At 42.6% G+C, this 16,579-nt stretch carries 12 protein-coding genes and 3 tRNA genes; 4 read left to right on the forward strand and 11 right to left on the reverse strand.

Going from position 1 to position 16,579, the window contains the following annotated elements; translation table 11 throughout:
* Positions 1-26 precede the first annotated feature (26 nt).
* Both FTU39_RS05950 and FTU39_RS05955 read left to right on the forward strand, forming a co-directional pair.
* Positions 27-1,295: a hypothetical protein gene (locus tag FTU39_RS05950; RefSeq protein ID WP_154321092.1), complete on the forward strand. Its 1,269-nt coding sequence runs from the start codon at positions 27-29 to the stop codon at positions 1,293-1,295.
* Positions 1,296-1,413: 118 nt separating this feature from the next.
* Complete coding sequence (locus tag FTU39_RS05955; RefSeq protein WP_180051860.1) at positions 1,414-1,614, forward strand: hypothetical protein; 201 nt, start codon at positions 1,414-1,416, stop codon at positions 1,612-1,614.
* 66 nt (positions 1,615-1,680) lie between these two features.
* Here FTU39_RS05955 and FTU39_RS05960 read toward each other — a convergent pair whose 3' ends face one another.
* From FTU39_RS05960 to glyQ, 5 genes are all read right to left on the reverse strand, one after another.
* Positions 1,681-2,196, reverse strand: a complete 516-nt coding sequence (locus tag FTU39_RS05960) for a hypothetical protein (RefSeq protein WP_180051861.1) — start codon at positions 2,194-2,196, stop codon at positions 1,681-1,683.
* 359 nt (positions 2,197-2,555) lie between these two features.
* Positions 2,556-2,945: a hypothetical protein gene (locus FTU39_RS05965; RefSeq protein ID WP_004976007.1), complete on the reverse strand. Its 390-nt coding sequence runs from the start codon at positions 2,943-2,945 to the stop codon at positions 2,556-2,558.
* Between the two features lie 66 nt (positions 2,946-3,011).
* Positions 3,012-3,959 carry a COG2958 family protein gene (locus FTU39_RS05970; protein ID WP_096901352.1) on the reverse strand — a complete coding sequence of 316 codons (948 nt, stop codon included), beginning with the start codon at positions 3,957-3,959 and terminating at the stop codon, positions 3,012-3,014.
* Between the two features lie 70 nt (positions 3,960-4,029).
* Complete coding sequence (gene glyS, locus FTU39_RS05975) at positions 4,030-6,099, reverse strand: glycine--tRNA ligase subunit beta (protein ID WP_180051862.1); 2,070 nt, start codon at positions 6,097-6,099, stop codon at positions 4,030-4,032.
* A complete protein-coding gene (gene glyQ / locus FTU39_RS05980) occupies positions 6,099-7,085 on the reverse strand; it encodes a glycine--tRNA ligase subunit alpha (protein WP_004976017.1) in 987 nt (328 codons plus the stop codon). Before glyQ ends, glyS begins: the two co-directional genes overlap by 1 nt.
* A gap of 201 nt (positions 7,086-7,286) precedes the next feature.
* On the opposite strand from glyQ, the gene FTU39_RS05985 reads away from it, so the two are divergent.
* Entirely contained in the window at positions 7,287-8,390 is a 1,104-nt protein-coding gene (locus FTU39_RS05985; RefSeq protein ID WP_096901312.1) for an HPP family protein, read from the forward strand.
* A gap of 226 nt (positions 8,391-8,616) precedes the next feature.
* On the opposite strand, the gene FTU39_RS05990 is transcribed toward FTU39_RS05985, so the two are convergent.
* Entirely contained in the window at positions 8,617-8,883 is a 267-nt protein-coding gene (locus tag FTU39_RS05990) for a PspC domain-containing protein (protein WP_096901311.1), read from the reverse strand.
* Between the two features lie 363 nt (positions 8,884-9,246).
* On the opposite strand from FTU39_RS05990, the gene FTU39_RS05995 reads away from it, so the two are divergent.
* Positions 9,247-9,774 carry a hypothetical protein gene (locus FTU39_RS05995; RefSeq protein ID WP_368856237.1) on the forward strand — a complete coding sequence of 176 codons (528 nt, stop codon included), beginning with the start codon at positions 9,247-9,249 and terminating at the stop codon, positions 9,772-9,774.
* Between the two features lie 261 nt (positions 9,775-10,035).
* Here FTU39_RS05995 and FTU39_RS06000 read toward each other — a convergent pair.
* From FTU39_RS06000 to FTU39_RS06020, 5 genes are all read right to left on the reverse strand, one after another.
* Positions 10,036-10,111 (reverse strand) — tRNA-Lys (locus tag FTU39_RS06000).
* Between the two features lie 52 nt (positions 10,112-10,163).
* Positions 10,164-10,239: transfer RNA gene (locus FTU39_RS06005), tRNA-Lys, on the reverse strand.
* 21 nt (positions 10,240-10,260) lie between these two features.
* Positions 10,261-10,336, reverse strand: a tRNA-Lys gene (locus FTU39_RS06010).
* Positions 10,337-10,530: 194 nt separating this feature from the next.
* Positions 10,531-12,372 carry a long-chain-acyl-CoA synthetase gene (locus FTU39_RS06015; RefSeq protein WP_180051863.1) on the reverse strand — a complete coding sequence of 614 codons (1,842 nt, stop codon included), beginning with the start codon at positions 12,370-12,372 and terminating at the stop codon, positions 10,531-10,533.
* Between the two features lie 259 nt (positions 12,373-12,631).
* The gene (locus FTU39_RS06020) at positions 12,632-16,063 is read right to left on the reverse strand and encodes an Rne/Rng family ribonuclease (protein ID WP_180051864.1); all 3,432 of its coding nucleotides are present in this window, start codon (positions 16,061-16,063) and stop codon (positions 12,632-12,634) included.
* Positions 16,064-16,579 lie beyond the last annotated feature (516 nt).

Below are 16,579 nucleotides of genomic sequence, written 5' to 3' on the forward strand. Positions count from 1 at the left end.
TTCAGCGCCTTGGCGCCGGTGTGGGAATGGACAAACACATAATTTTTGAAGACGGACATATCCGCGCTATTTTCATGAAAGGCTCATCTCAGGAGCTGATTTTTTCTTTTGGCGATTTAATTACACGGGCCAAAGGAACGTCTATTAATGCCGAAAAATCACTGGAAAAGTTTCATTTTAATGTGATTGGGGTCATGCCTAAGGAAAAATCATGGTTTCCTGAAGCTTCTATGCGCGCCATGTTGGCAGCCATTCAAGACCTGATTGCCTCGTTTAAAATTCGAGTGGGCTATGGCGGCTCAATGGGTGGCTATGCGGCAATTAAATATTCCAATTTGCTGGATTTAAACCGCATTGTGGCTTTGGTGCCGCAATATTCAATTGACCCTGAAGATATTCATGACCCACGCTATAACATGTTTTATCATGCAGACTTAAATGCTAATATGCGCATTCAAGCGCAAGATGTATCGGCACAGCGTGAATATATTGTGGTCTATGACCAATATTATGCTGAAGATCGTGGGCATTATTTAAAAATTCAGCCTTTAATTCCGCATTTACATACCTTACATTTGCCATTTACAGGGCATGATGCAATTGCGATTTTAGCCAACTCTGAATTACTGAATGACTTTTTAACCCATCCTTTTGATGCGCCGTTCTTTTACCAAAAAATTCGCAAGGTGAAAAAGAACAGCAAGTTTTACTATCGTAAAGTGATTGAAAATGTCTTGCCGAATCATCGTTGGTCTTTAGGTCGTATTTTAAAATACAATAACTTACAGCTAGACAGTAACTTTTTTGATGCCAAGTTAAAACAAAACCTGATTCGCTCTTTGCTTAGTAATAAACAGGTCGATCAGCACGATTTAAACAAACTTGGCTTACAAATTCAGTTGCCGTATGAAAATCGTAATGTCTTGCTCGACCATTTTGGTCATGGTTTGGTATTTAACATCATCAGCCAAAAAATTGAGAGCTATGCCGCACATGCAATTGCCTTAAACCATAAATTCCTGATTCCGATTTATGCAAAGGGCAGTGGTTTGGTGCAAATTTATCTGAATGATGAACGCTATTTAATTAGTATGAATGATCGTCATGTCATGAAACTATGCAAGGAACAAGATGCGCTTGCGGCAGGCATGCATCCCTTAATACTGAAAAAATATAGCGACTATTTTGTCTTGAGTTATAAGGATTTAAACCTGAGCAGTGATGAGTTTGGCGGCAATGACTTTGTGGAAGATTTGCCAGATACTGCCAAATTTACCCTAGAACTGGAACAGTAAGCTGCAAAGTTTGATCCATGATTTAGATGGTTTAAACTTTAGACACTTGTATTGTTTTGCCATTGGGCTAAGATGATCTTAAAACCTTGTTTTATTGATCATTCCAAGGGTAGTGTGTATGACCAAGTTGTTAATGCCTGCTGTGCTTGTTTTATTGTTCAGTTTAATTGTATCTGCAACGGCTTTTGTCGATGCGCCAGAGCCTAAAGCCTATTTATTCTTTGCTTTAGCTGTGTTGGTATTACTTGGGCTTAGCCTATATGTGTTCCGACAAATACAAAACTCTATTCGTTTTCACATGAATAAGCCTGCAGATTAAATGCAGGCTTATTTATTTGCGCTGAGTTATTTTTGTGCTTTTCAAGCAACCAATAAATCAAAAAAATTATAGTTTAATCACTTTAATTTCTTCTTCAGCCTCTGCATTTGGTGCAGCCTGAGTCTGTGCTTCTTGAGTAGGTGCTGTGTTGGTGGCTGCTGGGGCTACATGCTGTGAAGGCGCGCTTAATGGTGCTTGATAGATAGGCACGGCATGGTCACTTTGTCCTGTAATCACTTCTTTGGTTTCCTGAATTTTAGTATTTACATTGTTGGCCAGTTGCTGCCCGGTATGTTTGGCTTGAGCCGCACCCTGACTGCCTAATTGCTTGGCGTTGTCTAAAGCTTGATGTGCCGATGGGCGAATTTTTTCAATACCTTTTTCGGTTACTTCACCAACTTTTTGTGCAGCCTGAATCACACCTTCCTGAGTTTTATATGCCCAAACATGCAAGAGGTTTGGATTGTCTGCATAAGGCTGAATTGGTTTGTTGCTTTGAGGTTGCGTATCACTACTTTGTGCCCACACTGAAGCACTACTGAGCAATAGTCCAATACAAATGCTGATATTGATCTTTTTCATTGTGCTGTGCCTCTTAGGATGCTGAATACTGGTCGTTGAAAGGTTTTGAATAGAATGTACTGCATTGTATAAAGCCTAGATGATCTGCAGTGTTTATTTTTCGCAAGTATGATGTATTTTTAGGTGAAATTTACAGTGTTTGAAACTTTAAAATATTTGAAATTATGGCAGCATTTCAGGCTTAAAGAAGAAGACCCACATAAAATTGTGGGTCTTGTTACTCTGGAGAGTTTTTAAAGCAGGGCAGCAATGGCTACACTGCTTTTATCATCTTAGTTTGAAATATCCAGCGATGCTGCATTTATATTGAAAGTCCAACAATCTTGCTACATCAAGATACATTCAAAGCTGTTTTTAGCTTAGTTGCATTGTGCAAGCGCATCTTTATGAAAATGGTTGCGTAAGGTGATGAAGTTCTTTTGCACAGTTGCATCATGCAAGTCAAAGTGAGTTGCTATGCTAGTCCCATCTTGTGCAAATGTTGCAGAACCAGCTGAAATTAATGCATTGCCTTTAAATGCCCATTGTTCAATAGAACGACCTGCTTGCAGTGTGCCTGTAAATTCGATCACGCATTTATCAATAAATTTTGTGAGTTTGGCGCTGTTATTGACAGTGTCTGGGTAAACTTCAATATTTTTCACTTCTTGTAAAACACCTGCTGTGAGCTGTGGAATGACAGGTGCAGAAGTACACGCACTAAGAGAAAGGCAAGTTAAACCCGATAAAATGAGTGTTTTAAGTTTCATAAGCTTGTTTTCTTGTTGAGTGTTGTTAGGTTGAGTATAGGGAATCTGAAGTGAAATGCCTACAGATTAATGATTCCAATCTTGTGAACGAATACGTCCAGTTTGATAGTAGATAGAAACCAACTCTATAAAGTTTTTAAAATCCAAGTTTTCAGTCAAAATTCGATTTATTGATTGCCAATCCACCTCTGAACGTCGTCGAGCTGGCAAAAGGATTTCACTTTCTGTTGGATTTTCTGGGTTGAGTAAAATTACACCTATACCATGTAAAGCTGAAAGCATACGCAGTTCTTCTTCAACTTCATTTGTTGAAATAGAGGTTGCTACTAGGTAGCCCTCATTTGCCCAACTGGAATTACTGACTGCTTGGAAAAAGCTACTTCGGATATTTGAGCCTGTTAATTCTTTTTTTACTTCAAATGACCATAAACGCACATTTTGTCCAGAACCATGTTTAACACAAGTTCTTATTAATTCATGCCATTTTTTATCAATGGGTTGCATCGCAACAATATCGGGGTGTAACCATTGATTGCCGTTTTGACCACGATTATTGGATGATTTCTTTTCGTCGATTCTCAAGCTGAAAAGTTGTAGTTCTTTTGATAAATATTCAATTAGTACAGGATATAAATCATATTCTGAAAGGATTTTAGTGGTGAGTGTTGAAATAACTTCTTGTTGGTCATCGAAATCAGCAGGCTCATTTTGAGTATCTATTTTTAAACTGTTCGATATGATATTAGGATCATACCAATATAAGCGTGGTCGCGGTTTGTCTTGTAATTGTATGAGGGGTTCAGCTTTTAAAATAGCATTTTTATGAGCGCCAATTTCAGCGACAATTTGATTAATCAATTCAGCATCCGTACTAAAACGAGGGTTATTGCGTTTTTCTAAGTAATCTTGAGGGTATAAGTTTAGGATTGCTTCTGCAATTTTACGTGCTGTAAACTTTTGATTAGGATTTGATTTTAAAAATGCTACGATTTTTTGTGGTTGTGATAATTTCATTTTCATCAATATGTAAAAACCCCACTATCAAAATAGCGGGGTTTCTTTTAATTTACAAGTAATTAAGATTTTAGTGCTGCAATACACTTACATCCGCAACACGTGTAAACAAATCACGTAACTGCGCAAGTAAACGTAAGCGGTTGGCTTTCAACTCTGCATCATCTGCCATCACCATGACACTGTCAAAGAAAGCATCAATAGGCGCACGCAATGCAGCCAATTGAGAGAGTGCGGTGGTGTAGTCTTTTGCTGCCAATAATGGCTCCACCACAGGTGTGATTTTCGCAAGTTCCGCGAATAATGCTTTTTCTGCATCTTCCACCAAGTTAGCTTCAATGACGCTTCCTTCAGGTGCGGTTTCTTTGGCTAAAATGTTGGCAACACGCTTGTTTGCAGCAGCCAATGCAGCCGCTTCAGGCAAGGCACGGAAGTGATTTACCGCATTCACACGTTTATCAAAATCTAGTGGAGATTTTGGTGATAAAGCTTGAACGGCTTGAATCACATCTACTGCAACGCCTTGGTCTTCATATTTCGCACGGTAACGACCTTCAAGGAATGCAACAGCATCTGCCAAAGTCTTGTCGTGATCTTTTAATACATCGCCATAAGCAGCCAATGCCAGCTTGATCAGGTCTTCGATAGATACATCAAGTTCATTTTCAGTCACTAGACGCAGGATACCAATGGCAGAACGACGTAGCGCAAATGGGTCTTTAGAACCTGTAGGTGCCTGACCAATACCGAAAATACCAGTTAAAGTATCTAGACGATCCGCAAGGGCAATCGTTGTACCCGTTTTGGTTTTAGGCAGAACATCACCCGCGAATTTAGGTAAATATTGCTCACCTAAAGCTTCTGCAACTTCGTCATTTTCACCTTCAAGACGTGCGTAGTAAGTACCCGCGATGCCTTGAAGTTCTGGGAATTCACCTACTAACTCAGAAGTTAAGTCGCATTTTGCAAGCAGGGCAGCTTTTTCAGCATCTTCAGCTTTTGCACCCGTAATCGGAGCAAGTGCGACAGCCAGTTTAGCAATACGTTCAGACTTGTTCCACAAAGTACCCAGTTGTGCCTGGAATACCATGTTGGCCAGTTTCTCTTTACGAGAAGCTAATGGCTGTTTCTGGTCTTGCAGGAAGAAGAACTCAGCATCTGACAGACGTGGACGAACCACTTTCTCATTACCTTCAATAATTTGAGTCGGATCTTTAGACTCAATGTTTGAAACGGTAATGAAGTAAGGCTGTAATTTGTTTTCAGCATTCACCAGACAGAAATACTTCTGGTTATCCTGCATGGTAGTGATCAGGGCTTCTTGAGGAACGGCAAGGAAGCGTTCTTCAAAGCTGGCACGTAAAGCTACCGGCCATTCAACCAGTGCAGTGACTTCGTCACGTAGATCCGCAGGAACAATTGCAATCGCATTCACTTCATCCGCTAATGCTTTTACTTGCTGATCAATGATCGCTTGACGCTCTTCAAAAGAAGCGACAACGTGCGCTGCTTTTAACTTCTCAAGGTATTCATCTGCATGTGCAAGGGTGATTGCTTCAGGTGCATGGAAACGATGTCCATAAGTGACATTACCTGCCTGATGGTCTTGAATCGTTGCTTCAATTACTTGATGATCTTTAAGTAAAACGACCCATTTTACTGGGCGCACAAATTCAGTACGGCTTGCAGCAGAACGCATACGTTTTGCAATTGGCAGGTTGTCCAATGCTGTTTGTAAAATGTGTGGCAATAACGCATCAAGGCTTTGACCTTTCACGTCTTTTAAGTAGCACACTTTTTCAACTTTACCTGCTTGGAATGTAGATACTTGATCTACAGTAATGCCTTGACCGCGCATAAAGCCTTCAAGGGCTTTGGTTGGTTTGCCTTCGGCATCGTAAGCAGCTTGAACAGCAGGGCCGTCAAAGCGTTTTTGTGTGTCTGCTTGTGCGGCATCAACATTAGCAATTTTAAGTGCCAAGCGACGTGGTGCTGCATAGGCTTCAATTGCATCAAAAGCCAAGCCTGCATCTTTTAAACCTTTTTCAGTTTCTGCAAGTAGTGCATCACGTAAGGTTTTTAAGCTTTTCGGTGGGAGTTCTTCGCAACCGAGTTCAAATAAAACTGTATGTTTAGACATTATTTGCTTTCCTCAGTATTTTGCGCTTTGGCTTCCGCTTCAACCTGTGCTTTTAATTGTGCCAAGACTTCATCACGTAAATGTGGTTCAGCCATTGGGAAGCCTAATTTTGCACGTGCAGCCACATAACTTTGTGCAATAGAACGTGCCAAAGTACGGACACGTAAAATATAACGCTGACGCTCAGTCACAGAAATTGCACCGCGCGCATCCAAGAGGTTAAAGCAGTGAGATGCTTTAATCACTTGCTCATAAGCAGGTAGCGGTAATTCTGCTGCAATTAAACGGCTCGCTTCTACTTCATAGAAGTCAAACAGTTCAAACATTTTTTCTACAGGTGCGTATTCAAAGTTATAGGTCGATTGTTCAACTTCGTTTTGATGGAACACATCGCCATACGTTACAGTACCAAACTGTCCTTTAGTCCAAACCAAGTCGTAAACTGAGTCTACACCTTGCAAGTACATTGCCAGACGTTCAAGACCGTAGGTGATTTCGCCTGTTACAGGGTAGCACTCAACACCACCGACTTGCTGGAAGTAAGTAAACTGAGTCACTTCCATGCCGTTTAGCCATACTTCCCAACCCAAGCCCCAAGCGCCAAGAGTTGGAGATTCCCAGTTATCTTCTACAAAGCGAATGTCATGCACCAATGGGTCAATTCCAATTGCTTTTAAAGAATCTAAATACAACTGTTGAATGTTGTCTGGGTTTGGTTTCAGCACCACCTGAAATTGATAGTAGTGTTGTAAGCGGTTCGGGTTTTCGCCATAACGACCATCTTTAGGACGACGAGATGGTTGTACATACGCCGCGTTCCATGTTTCTGGACCTAAAGCACGTAGGAAAGTGGCAGTGTGGAATGTCCCTGCACCCATTTCCATATCGTAAGGTTGTAAAACGACGCAGCCCTGCTCCGCCCAGTAGTTTTGTAAGGCAAGAATTAAGCCTTGAAAGGTATCAATATGCGATATGGCGCGACTCATGGTCATCCACTTAAAATTAGAGAAAAATTGTGCTCAATTATAAGGATTTTGCGGGGTGCTGGCAAAGGTTAAAGCACAACTAGCGGTTGGTTGTTTGGGGTTTTACAAATTCACTGATAAATGAAAGATATAAAACAAATACATCTTACTGAATGATTGCCTTATAATCTTGTCCAATTGTCACCACTGGATTGCCTGCCCGTGTTTCATTCACAACTTGATTGGCTGAATACGCTGAAACCCAATTTTAAAGTATTGCCGTTAAAAGAACGCCTACTTTGTGGTTTGGGCGCATTATTGGGTTTGGCATTATCTTCCCTGATCAGTTGGTGGGTGTTGGGCGATATTAACGCATGGTATATCGCGCCAATGGGTGCATCTTCGGTATTGTTGTTTGCTGTGCCTGCCAGTCCTTTGGCGCAGCCGTGGAATATTGTAGTTGGGAACAGTATTGCAGCAATTATGGGCGTGAGCTGTGCTTTATATATTCCAAATTTAACCGAAGCCTTTAGTGTGGCTGTGGCTTTATCTATTTTCTTGATGATGACCACCGATTCGCTGCATCCACCGAGTGGAGCAGTGGCCATTACCGCAGTGCTTGGCGGAGATGCCGTGCGTGAGCTGGGTTATCACTTCATCTTTTATCCTGTGCTGCTTAATTCAGTTTTGCTGATGATGATTGCAATCGTATTTAACCGCATGATTGGCAAGCCTTATCCTCAAACGCCACAGTTGAATCAACGTACCCAAGACCCAACGCCTACTCAAAAAGCCACTATTCAGCCGCAAGATATTCAAGATGTTTTAGATGCCCAAACCCAGTTGCTAGATATTAGTGAATATGACTTACAAAAAATCATTTTAGAAGCGCAACACAAAGCCAGTGAACGACAAACTCAAGCACTGACTTGTGCCGATATTATGAGTAAAGATGTGGTTAGTTTGCAGCAAGATGAGGATATTCACAGTGCTTTAGAAAAATTCAAACACATGAATTTAATGAGTTTGCCAGTCATTGATACTGAACAACATTTGGTGGGAACTTTGGCATTGTATGAAGTGGTGGAATGGTTTAAACACGCAACAGATTTACCTTATAGCTGGAAACATCAAGTAAAACATATCATGTTGCGCCAAGTGGTCACGGTGCAACCGCAACAAAGTATTCAAGACCTTGTACCGTACTTTGTCGAGCGTTCTTTTAACTACATTCCTGTGGTAGAGCAGCAGCGTTTGGTGGGGATTATTAGCCGTGCCGATATGATTGCCGTCTTAAATCAACAGCTTGCTGTAAAGACCAATTGATTGACTTGTATTGTCGATGCGTATTCAACACGACTCAATCCTGAAATGCTGTGACTTTTAAAATATATTGCAGGTAGAAAGGCAAAAAAAAGCTACGATGCTTGGGGGAGCAATCGTAGCGAAAAAGAAAAAAACTGTGTAAATAAGGGATATCTAAGAGTGAATCAGCGAACGATTAAAACCTATAAATCTTACATGTGGTCAGTCTTTAAAATTTCAATACCGTTTATCGGTCTTGATCAGAATTGACCGTGCGTACAGGTCTTGTGTAGCCCTGAGTATAGTTTGCTGTATTCAACTGGTTTTGTTTAGGGATCACCAACCACAACACCAAATACACCAAAATGCCTGGAAAGGCAGCACTCATCACGGAAACAATCACAAAAATTAAGCGCAGTAAATTTGCGTTCCAACCAAAACGTTCAGCAATACCACCCATAACCCCAGCAATCATATTTGAGCGGTTTGAGCGATATAAACCAACATTGGCCATCTAATTCTCCTTGAGAGATCTAAAATTCAAAATAAATACAGGCTGAGGTTTAGCTTCACAGCACATCATCTATATATAAAATAAAAATGGTGATGCACTTGGGTTTTTTAAAGGGCGGTGGCAAAGCAATTAGTAAAGTTATGTAACTTTTGGTGTTGCTTAAACCAGCATCCACCTAAAATATCGTAAAGAAGCAATGGGCAGAGTAAGCGCTTGACCACAAAGGATTGAGGAAAAGCATGGCTTACATTGAGCTGCCTATTCGGTGGTTTGAATAGGACTGAATATTCAGTCTAGTCATTCTATATGAGGGATAGTGTGTCGGCTAAATCAAATATTTGCGCAGTTTCTATATGGAGTGCAGTGGCATTGCTTGGATGCGATGATTCACAACTTGAGCATGCTGCAGTGCAAAAATATACAGAACAGGCAGAAACCAAAAGACTGACTGAAGTGGCAGGGCAGGCGATCGCACCCATGCAAATGGCTGCAACGGAACATCATATTCCAGAGAATCTTCTGACTTATGTGGGGCGCTATACCGTTCAGATTAGCTGTGAAGATAAGTTTGTTATGTGCGAAAGTGGAAAAGTCGATTATATTCTGACCTTATTGCCTGATGGGACAGCGCATCGTATTTTTGTCAATGCGGGGCAAATCAGTTACGACAATAAAAAAAAATACCGCAAAGATTTATGGTTCTATGATGAAGACGCGCATCAAATTGTGGTGGCACGCGCCTCTGGGGTGAACTTTTACTATAATGTTGATCAAGACCATAATTTAATTATGGATAAAAACAAAATTGCGATTGCAACAGAAAATAATCGTGAATACTTTAAAAGCAATCCCTTACCTTCGCAAAACTATCATTTAATCAGAGCAAGTTAATTATTCGCTCATTCAATTCTTAGCCCATTCGTGAAAAACTTTTGGGCTTTTGTTTTTTTACATCAAGTTTTTATTTGGGATGTGTAAAGTATGATTTATCAATGATGGCACATCGTCTACAACTGAATTGAGCAAGGTGTAGTGGATAAAAGTGTTAGTCAAACAGGGCAGAATACGGGAATTCTATAGTAAATTACGAAACTGCACGATCCACAGAACAGTGCTGTGATGACTGGTAATTTAAAGATTTTTTAGAAGGAATGGTGGGTCGTCCGCGATTCGAACGCGGGACCAACGGATTAAAAGTCCGCTGCTCTACCGACTGAGCTAACGACCCAGAGGAGTAAAAATGACGATGATCATTTTTAAAGTATCAACCTTGAAGAAGATGGTGGGTCGTCCGCGATTCGAACGCGGGACCAACGGATTAAAAGTCCGCTGCTCTACCGACTGAGCTAACGACCCATCTAAGGTTGATCAAGGAAATGGTGGGTCGTCCGCGATTCGAACGCGGGACCAACGGATTAAAAGTCCGCTGCTCTACCGACTGAGCTAACGACCCTGAACCAGCAATCAAGCAGGCTTGATTGTGAAGTGCAAGAAAAACCAGAGGGTTTTAAGCACCACTTCGTTTGATGGAGCGTATTGTAGCAAGATATGAAGCGAGCGCAAGTAAAAAATAAAAAAGTTGCCTATGTTTGATTATAAATGCAACAAATTTGTCGTATCTAATCAAAAAATAGGCAACCTGGTGGCTTAGAAGCGATATTGATACTGTTGAATATTGTCGTAAATTTCTTGGGTCAGTTCGCAATAAGCAGATTGGTTTGGCAATAACACCAGAATTTTTTCATCACACTGTTTTAAATCAAAACCTTGAGTTTTCAGGGTGTTCTTCTGATATTTAAATGTACCTGTAGTTTGCATTTGCTTTTGAATGCGTAAAAAAACGGGTACTGCATAAGCGGGCATTGCTTTTTTAAACTCCACCAGCATTTGACGCAAGTCTTGTTCATCTAACTGGCAGCCTTCGTTTAAGGTAATCGCAGCCATACCTGCACGACCATTGGTATGTGGGATTTCAACGCCATACACGACAGCTTCAGCAATTTTTTCATAGTCACTGACAATGTTTTCTACTTCTGTGGTGGATACGTTCTCACCTTTCCAGCGGAAGGTATCACCTAAACGATCAACAAACTGGGCGTGACGGAAGCCAATGTCGCGGACTAAATCGCCCGTGTTAAAATAGGCATCGCCTTGTTTAAACACGTTTTGCATCATCACCGCCTTGTTTTTTTCAGGGTCGGTGTAGCCATCAAACGGTGAGCGACGGGTGATTTTTCCAATCAATAAGCCGACTTCGCCTTTTTTGACTTTCATGCATTTGCCTTTGGCATCGCGTACGGGTTCATTTTTTTCTTTATCAAACTGAATGACCGCATAAGGTGTCGGTGAAAAACCAACCGTGTTGTCAAAGTTAAACACATTGCTAAAGCCGACGTTGCCTTCGCTAGACGCATACAGTTCCAGAATTTCCTGAACACCAAAGCGTGTTTTGAATTTGCTCCAAATATTAGGACGCATGCCATTGCCAATCATTTTGGTCACACGATGCCCACGCTCTAAATCAGAAGCAGGCGCATCCATTAAATAACGGCACAATTCGCCCACATAGCCAATCGCAGAGGCATTGAATTTGTGTACATCTTGCCAGAAGCATGAAGTGGAGTATTTTCTACGGATGGCAAAGGTGGCACTGCCTGCAATTACGCCACACCAGCACACCACAATACCTGTGGCATGGTACAGCGGCAGAGTGCAGTACATCACATCATCCTGATTTAAACCCAAGACATGACCATAGGTACCATAAGTCAACGTCCAACGGCTATTGGTGAAAATCACCGCTTTAGGTAAGCCTGTTGTACCTGAGGTATAGATATAAAACAGCCCATCTTTGCCCTGTACTGACTGTGTGGTGGCAGGGTTAAAGCTTGGGAATGATGCAATGCATTGCGCTAAATTTTGAAAACCTTCAGGGGCAGTGCCAGCATCGGTACGGGTATTTTGATCTGCAAACCAATACAGTCGATTTTCTGTAAGCTCAAGTTCTTGGCGAATATCGGCAACGGCTTGACGACATTCTTCCCCCACAATCACGGCAATTGGTTTGACTAAATTGATGCTGTGCGCCAAAACTTTGGCAACTTGTGCGGTATTGACCAAAGCCACGGTAACGCCAATTTTTGCTAAGCCAATGACACTGGCAATTAATTCAGGGCGATTTTCCAACATCACCGCAATGACATCACCTTTACGTGCACCTATGCTTAAATAGTAATGGGCAATTTGGTTGGCCCAAGCATTGAGCTGTAAATAGCTGTACTGCTGATCTTCAAACATTAGTGCACAGCCATGCGGGTTACGATGCACGGCTTTTTCAAATGCTAGACCTAAGCCTGCAGGCGTGTTGGGTGTGCGTAAATAGGCTTGCTTTAACCCTGTGATCAGGTGAGGCACTTTAGTCATAAACTGCGGAATTTTTGCCGCAACATCCGTTAAGCCAATTAAATCGCTTTTTGTCATCTGGTTCATAAGAATCCTGTTTTTGTCATCATCCGTTGCATCTGCACAGCATCACGTCTTGTTGTTTTGTAATCCCTAAGTCCTAGTGCAATCAACCTAATTTTTCAGCTTTGTTAGGTGTTTTTAGAAAAGCTGTTAAAAATCAAAAACACCTAAGTTCAAATTAGCTCGCTTAAATTTAAGTCAGCACCGCGTTGGCTCTAAAGTAGCAAAAAAAATCCAGCCATTAAAATGACTGGATTTTTTTATTCCGCTGCAAAAGTGCGAATTACGACTCAGTTGGCGGAGTTACTTTTTTAGGTGGACGGCCACGTGGACGACGCGGACGCGCAGTTTTCTCTTTCTCTGCTTTGTCCTGTTCAGATTCAGCAGTTTCGACTGGGTCGTCTACAGCCAATTCCGCTTGTACAGGTGCGACCACTTCAACGGCAGTTTCTTCTTGCGCTGCTGCAGTTTCAGTGACAGCTTGTGCAAGGTCGTCTTGCGCGTTCAACTCAGGCTGAGTAGCTTCAGTTGTAGCCACTGCTTCAGGGTTTACTTCTGTAGTTGCTTCGACTTCAGTGCTTACTGTTGCAGACGTTTCTACCGTAGAACTTGCTTCTACAGATCCTTCTGTAGCTGCCACAACTTCAGTCGTTGGCTCTGCTGCAGGTGTGCTTTCCGCTTCAGCTTTTTCTACTGCCTGTGCTTGCTTGGCTTGTTCCAATGCTTGCTCAGCAGCTTGTTTGGCTAAACGACGACGCTCACGCGGATCGTTGGCAACACGCTTATCTGACACTGGTTTTGGTGGTGTTAGGTCTAACACAGGTGCAGGCTCAGCTTCAGGAGCAGCTTTGGCAACTTCCACATCACGAGTGACAGGTTTTTTCTCTGCCACAGGCGCAGTGCTAACAAGGCTTGCAGCATACTCGTCAGTGAACTTCTGCAAAGCACGATTGAACGTTGGAATTAAACCAAACTGTTCAATCAGAACTGAACAATCTTCGCCATATACGTGGCGAATCAGGCTACCAATGCTGTATTGCGCTAAAGTTGGCACCTGTGAAGGTGTTAACTTTGGTGCAGTTACTTGCTGCGCTTGACCTTCACGTTGCTGACGACGACGCTGACGCGGGTCATTGCTGGCACGTTTTGCAGGCGCAGTCGGTTGTGCTTGAGCTTCCGCAGGTGCAGCTGTTTCTTCTGCAACAACGGCTGCAGCTTCTACCACTGCAACAGCTTGAGTTGGTTCAGTAACCGTTTCAAGCACAGTTGCTTCTACTGCTGTCACTGGTTCAGCCGCTACTGGCGCAGCATTCAATGCCACAATTTCAGTTTGAGCTTGATCGACATTCACTACCAAAGCCGTCGTGTTGAACTCTTGACGCGGTGCATCAATTAAGTCCACTTTTGGCTGATTAGAAGCCACTGCGGTAGGTGCTTGCTCATTCAATACGCTTGGGTCGCGGTGACGATTTGGGCGTTCTGGACGAGGTTGGTTACGACGGTCACGACGTGGTACGGCATTTTGCTGCTGCTCATTGTTGTTTTGAGCTTCTTGCTGCTGCGGTGCTTGGTCATTGTTGTGCTGACGACGAGAGTTGCGTTTGTTTTCACGCGCTTCTTGACGTTGCTCCTGACGCGACATTTGAACCACTTCTTCATGCACTTGATGTTGTTGATTATCGTGCTGAGTTTGCGGCTCACGTTGCTCTTTGTGCTTGTTATTGTTGTTGCTGTGACGCGGCTTTTTGTTGTTGTGACGCGGAGCAGGTTTGTCTTCACGTTCAGCAGATTTATCTGCAGAGTCACGTTCAGTTTTTTGTGCCACTGTTGATGGTGCAAGGTACACATTTTGACTGCTTGCAGCAGGGGCAGTAGACGCAGTTGCAATTTGACCAAACTGACCACGGCTCACAGCACCGCTATTTACCATTTGCTCAATGGCTGCTGCAGCATTGTTGGCACTACGTGCTTGATCAATAGTGCTGGCTTGCTTTTGAACAAACAGGTTTTCTAACCATGCACATGGGCTTGCAGCTGTTGTGGCTGCCGCAGGTGCAAGCTGCTGTTGTGCAGATGCTTTATTTTGCTGTGCTGCTTGTGGTTTTCTTGCAGAGGTTTTTTCTGCCGCAGGTGCAGCAGCGTGGCTGTGCGCTTGATCGGCTTCTTCTAAATGCCATTCAGAAGATTCATAACCCAACTCTTTTTCGCTTGAACGAGTTGCTTCAGTACGTTCATAGCTGGTTGGTGCAAAGCCTTCAGGATTATACGAAATTTCGTAATGCGGGGTTTCTAAGTGTGGGTGAGGTAATACAGTCACACGCACATTTGAGGTTTGCTCAAGGTAAACCAGACTGTGACGTTTTTCATTCAGTAAGAATGCTGCAATTTCAACAGGTACTTCGACTTGAACTTCACCATGACGTTCACGCAGGGCAATTTCTTCCACTTTACGCATAATTGAAAGTGAAAGAGAGCGTAGGTCACGTACCATGCCTGTACCGTGACAGCGTGGGCAAACGTAACCAGTCGCTTCTTCAAGTGATGGACGTAAGCGCTGACGGCTCATTTCCATTAAACCAAAACGTGATAATTGACCAAATTGAATACGTGCGCGGTCACTTTGTGTTGCTTCACGAAGTTTGGCTTCAACCATACGTTGGTTGCGGTCTTTGGTCATGTCGATAAAGTCGATGACCACCAAACCACCGATGTCGCGTAAACGCAATTGACGCGCAATTTCTTCGGCAGCTTCAAGGTTGGTATTAAGCGCAGTATCTTCAACATCTTGACCACGGGTAGACTTAGCCGAGTTGATGTCAATTGAAACTAATGCTTCAGTTTGGTCAATGACAATTGAGCCGCCTGAAGGCAATTTCACTTCACGCTCATAAGCTGTTTGAATTTGGCTTTCGATGCCAAAATGCGCGAATAGCGGCTCATTTAAAGTATAGGTTTTTAGCTTGTCTAATTGACGTGGCATCACGGCTTTTACGAAGTTATAGGCTTCGTTATAAGCTTGTTCTGAGTCAATTAAAATTTCGGCAACATCATCACGTAAGTAGTCACGAATCGCACGTGTCACCACACCTGCTTCTTGGTGTACCAACATTGGCGATGGGCCAGAGCTTGCGGTGTTTTGAATTTGCGCCCAAAGGTCAAGCAAGTGTTGTAAATCAAGCTGTAATTCTTCTTGTGAACGACCAATGCCCGCAGTACGTACAATCACGCTCATGCCGCGTGGCACGTTTAAAGATGCCAACATTTCTTTGAGTTCTTCACGCACAGAACCTGAAATTTGACGACTGATACCGCCACCTTTCGGGTTATTTGGCATAAGCACTAAATAACGACCAGCCAAAGAAATGAAGGTAGAGAGCGCAGCACCTTTGTTGCCACGTTCTTCTTTTTCTACCTGTACCAAAAGCTCAGTGCCTTCAGTGATCAGTTCACGAATATTAGAAGTTTGGCGAGGGTCGGCTTTGTAATAAGAGTTTGCGATTTCACGCATCGACAGGAAGCCTTGGCGACCTGCTCCGTATTCAACAAATACGGCTTCTAAAGAAGGTTCTACACGGGTCACATGACCTTTGTAGATATTCGATTTTTTTTGTTCACGGGTACGATTTTCTAAATCGAAATCGTAAAGACGCTGACCAGTGACAAGTGCAACGCGAATTTCTTCGGCATGTGTTGCATTAATCAACATACGTTTCATGGGTGTAACACCTAATAGTGATACACAGCAAAAAATCGCTAGACACGTAGCGAACATCAAGCATCACGGATCAACTGCTCAGATCTCAAAAAAACCAATTGTGGTCTGAGTTTTTTTTACCGGCCTTTTTGTGTGGGGCTGCGGTGTATGATTCACGTATTGATGATGGCAATACGGCTTTAACCTTTAAACGGATAAAGTCACCTGATCGCTTCACTGGCGGACGAGCGGTGTATTGGATGTGTGTAACTTTCACTGTCACATTGCTCGAAGATCATCTCTTCTTTCATAGATAGAGTGTCTTGATACGGAATTATCGTCGTATCTTTACAAATTGTGCAGATCCAATACATCAAACGCTTTAGCCTGAAGTGGTTTTCAGGGTGCGACTAATCTGATGTGTATCAGTTTACGTTTAAAAACCAACTAGAGTTGGCGACATATTTTTTCAGGCAAACTGATTTATGTACCTGAGGTACAATTAAACGCAACAGTTTGCTTTTTTGCCGATATAAT

Origin of the sequence: Acinetobacter sp. YH12099, assembly GCF_013419195.1 — a bacterium.
In the GTDB taxonomy this organism is placed as follows: Bacteria; Pseudomonadota; Gammaproteobacteria; order Pseudomonadales; family Moraxellaceae; genus Acinetobacter; species Acinetobacter towneri.

Bases quoted from the DNA above. Each gene is read 5' to 3' on its own strand.
- FTU39_RS05960 (WP_180051861.1), bottom strand. From the start codon at position 2,196: ATGAAAAAGATCAATATCAGCATTTGTATTGGACTATTGCTCAGTAGT.
- FTU39_RS05990 (WP_096901311.1), bottom strand. From the start codon at position 8,883: ATGGCCAATGTTGGTTTATATCGCTCAAACCGCTCAAATATGATTGCT.
- FTU39_RS05955 (WP_180051860.1), top strand. From the start codon at position 1,414: ATGACCAAGTTGTTAATGCCTGCTGTGCTTGTTTTATTGTTCAGTTTA.
- FTU39_RS05950 (WP_154321092.1), top strand. From the start codon at position 27: ATGGACAAACACATAATTTTTGAAGACGGACATATCCGCGCTATTTTC.
- glyQ (WP_004976017.1), bottom strand. From the start codon at position 7,085: ATGAGTCGCGCCATATCGCATATTGATACCTTTCAAGGCTTAATTCTT.
- FTU39_RS06020 (WP_180051864.1), bottom strand. From the start codon at position 16,063: ATGAAACGTATGTTGATTAATGCAACACATGCCGAAGAAATTCGCGTT.
- FTU39_RS05965 (WP_004976007.1), bottom strand. From the start codon at position 2,945: ATGAAACTTAAAACACTCATTTTATCGGGTTTAACTTGCCTTTCTCTT.
- FTU39_RS06015 (WP_180051863.1), bottom strand. From the start codon at position 12,372: ATGAACCAGATGACAAAAAGCGATTTAATTGGCTTAACGGATGTTGCG.
- glyS (WP_180051862.1), bottom strand. From the start codon at position 6,099: ATGTCTAAACATACAGTTTTATTTGAACTCGGTTGCGAAGAACTCCCA.
- FTU39_RS05970 (WP_096901352.1), bottom strand. From the start codon at position 3,959: ATGAAATTATCACAACCACAAAAAATCGTAGCATTTTTAAAATCAAAT.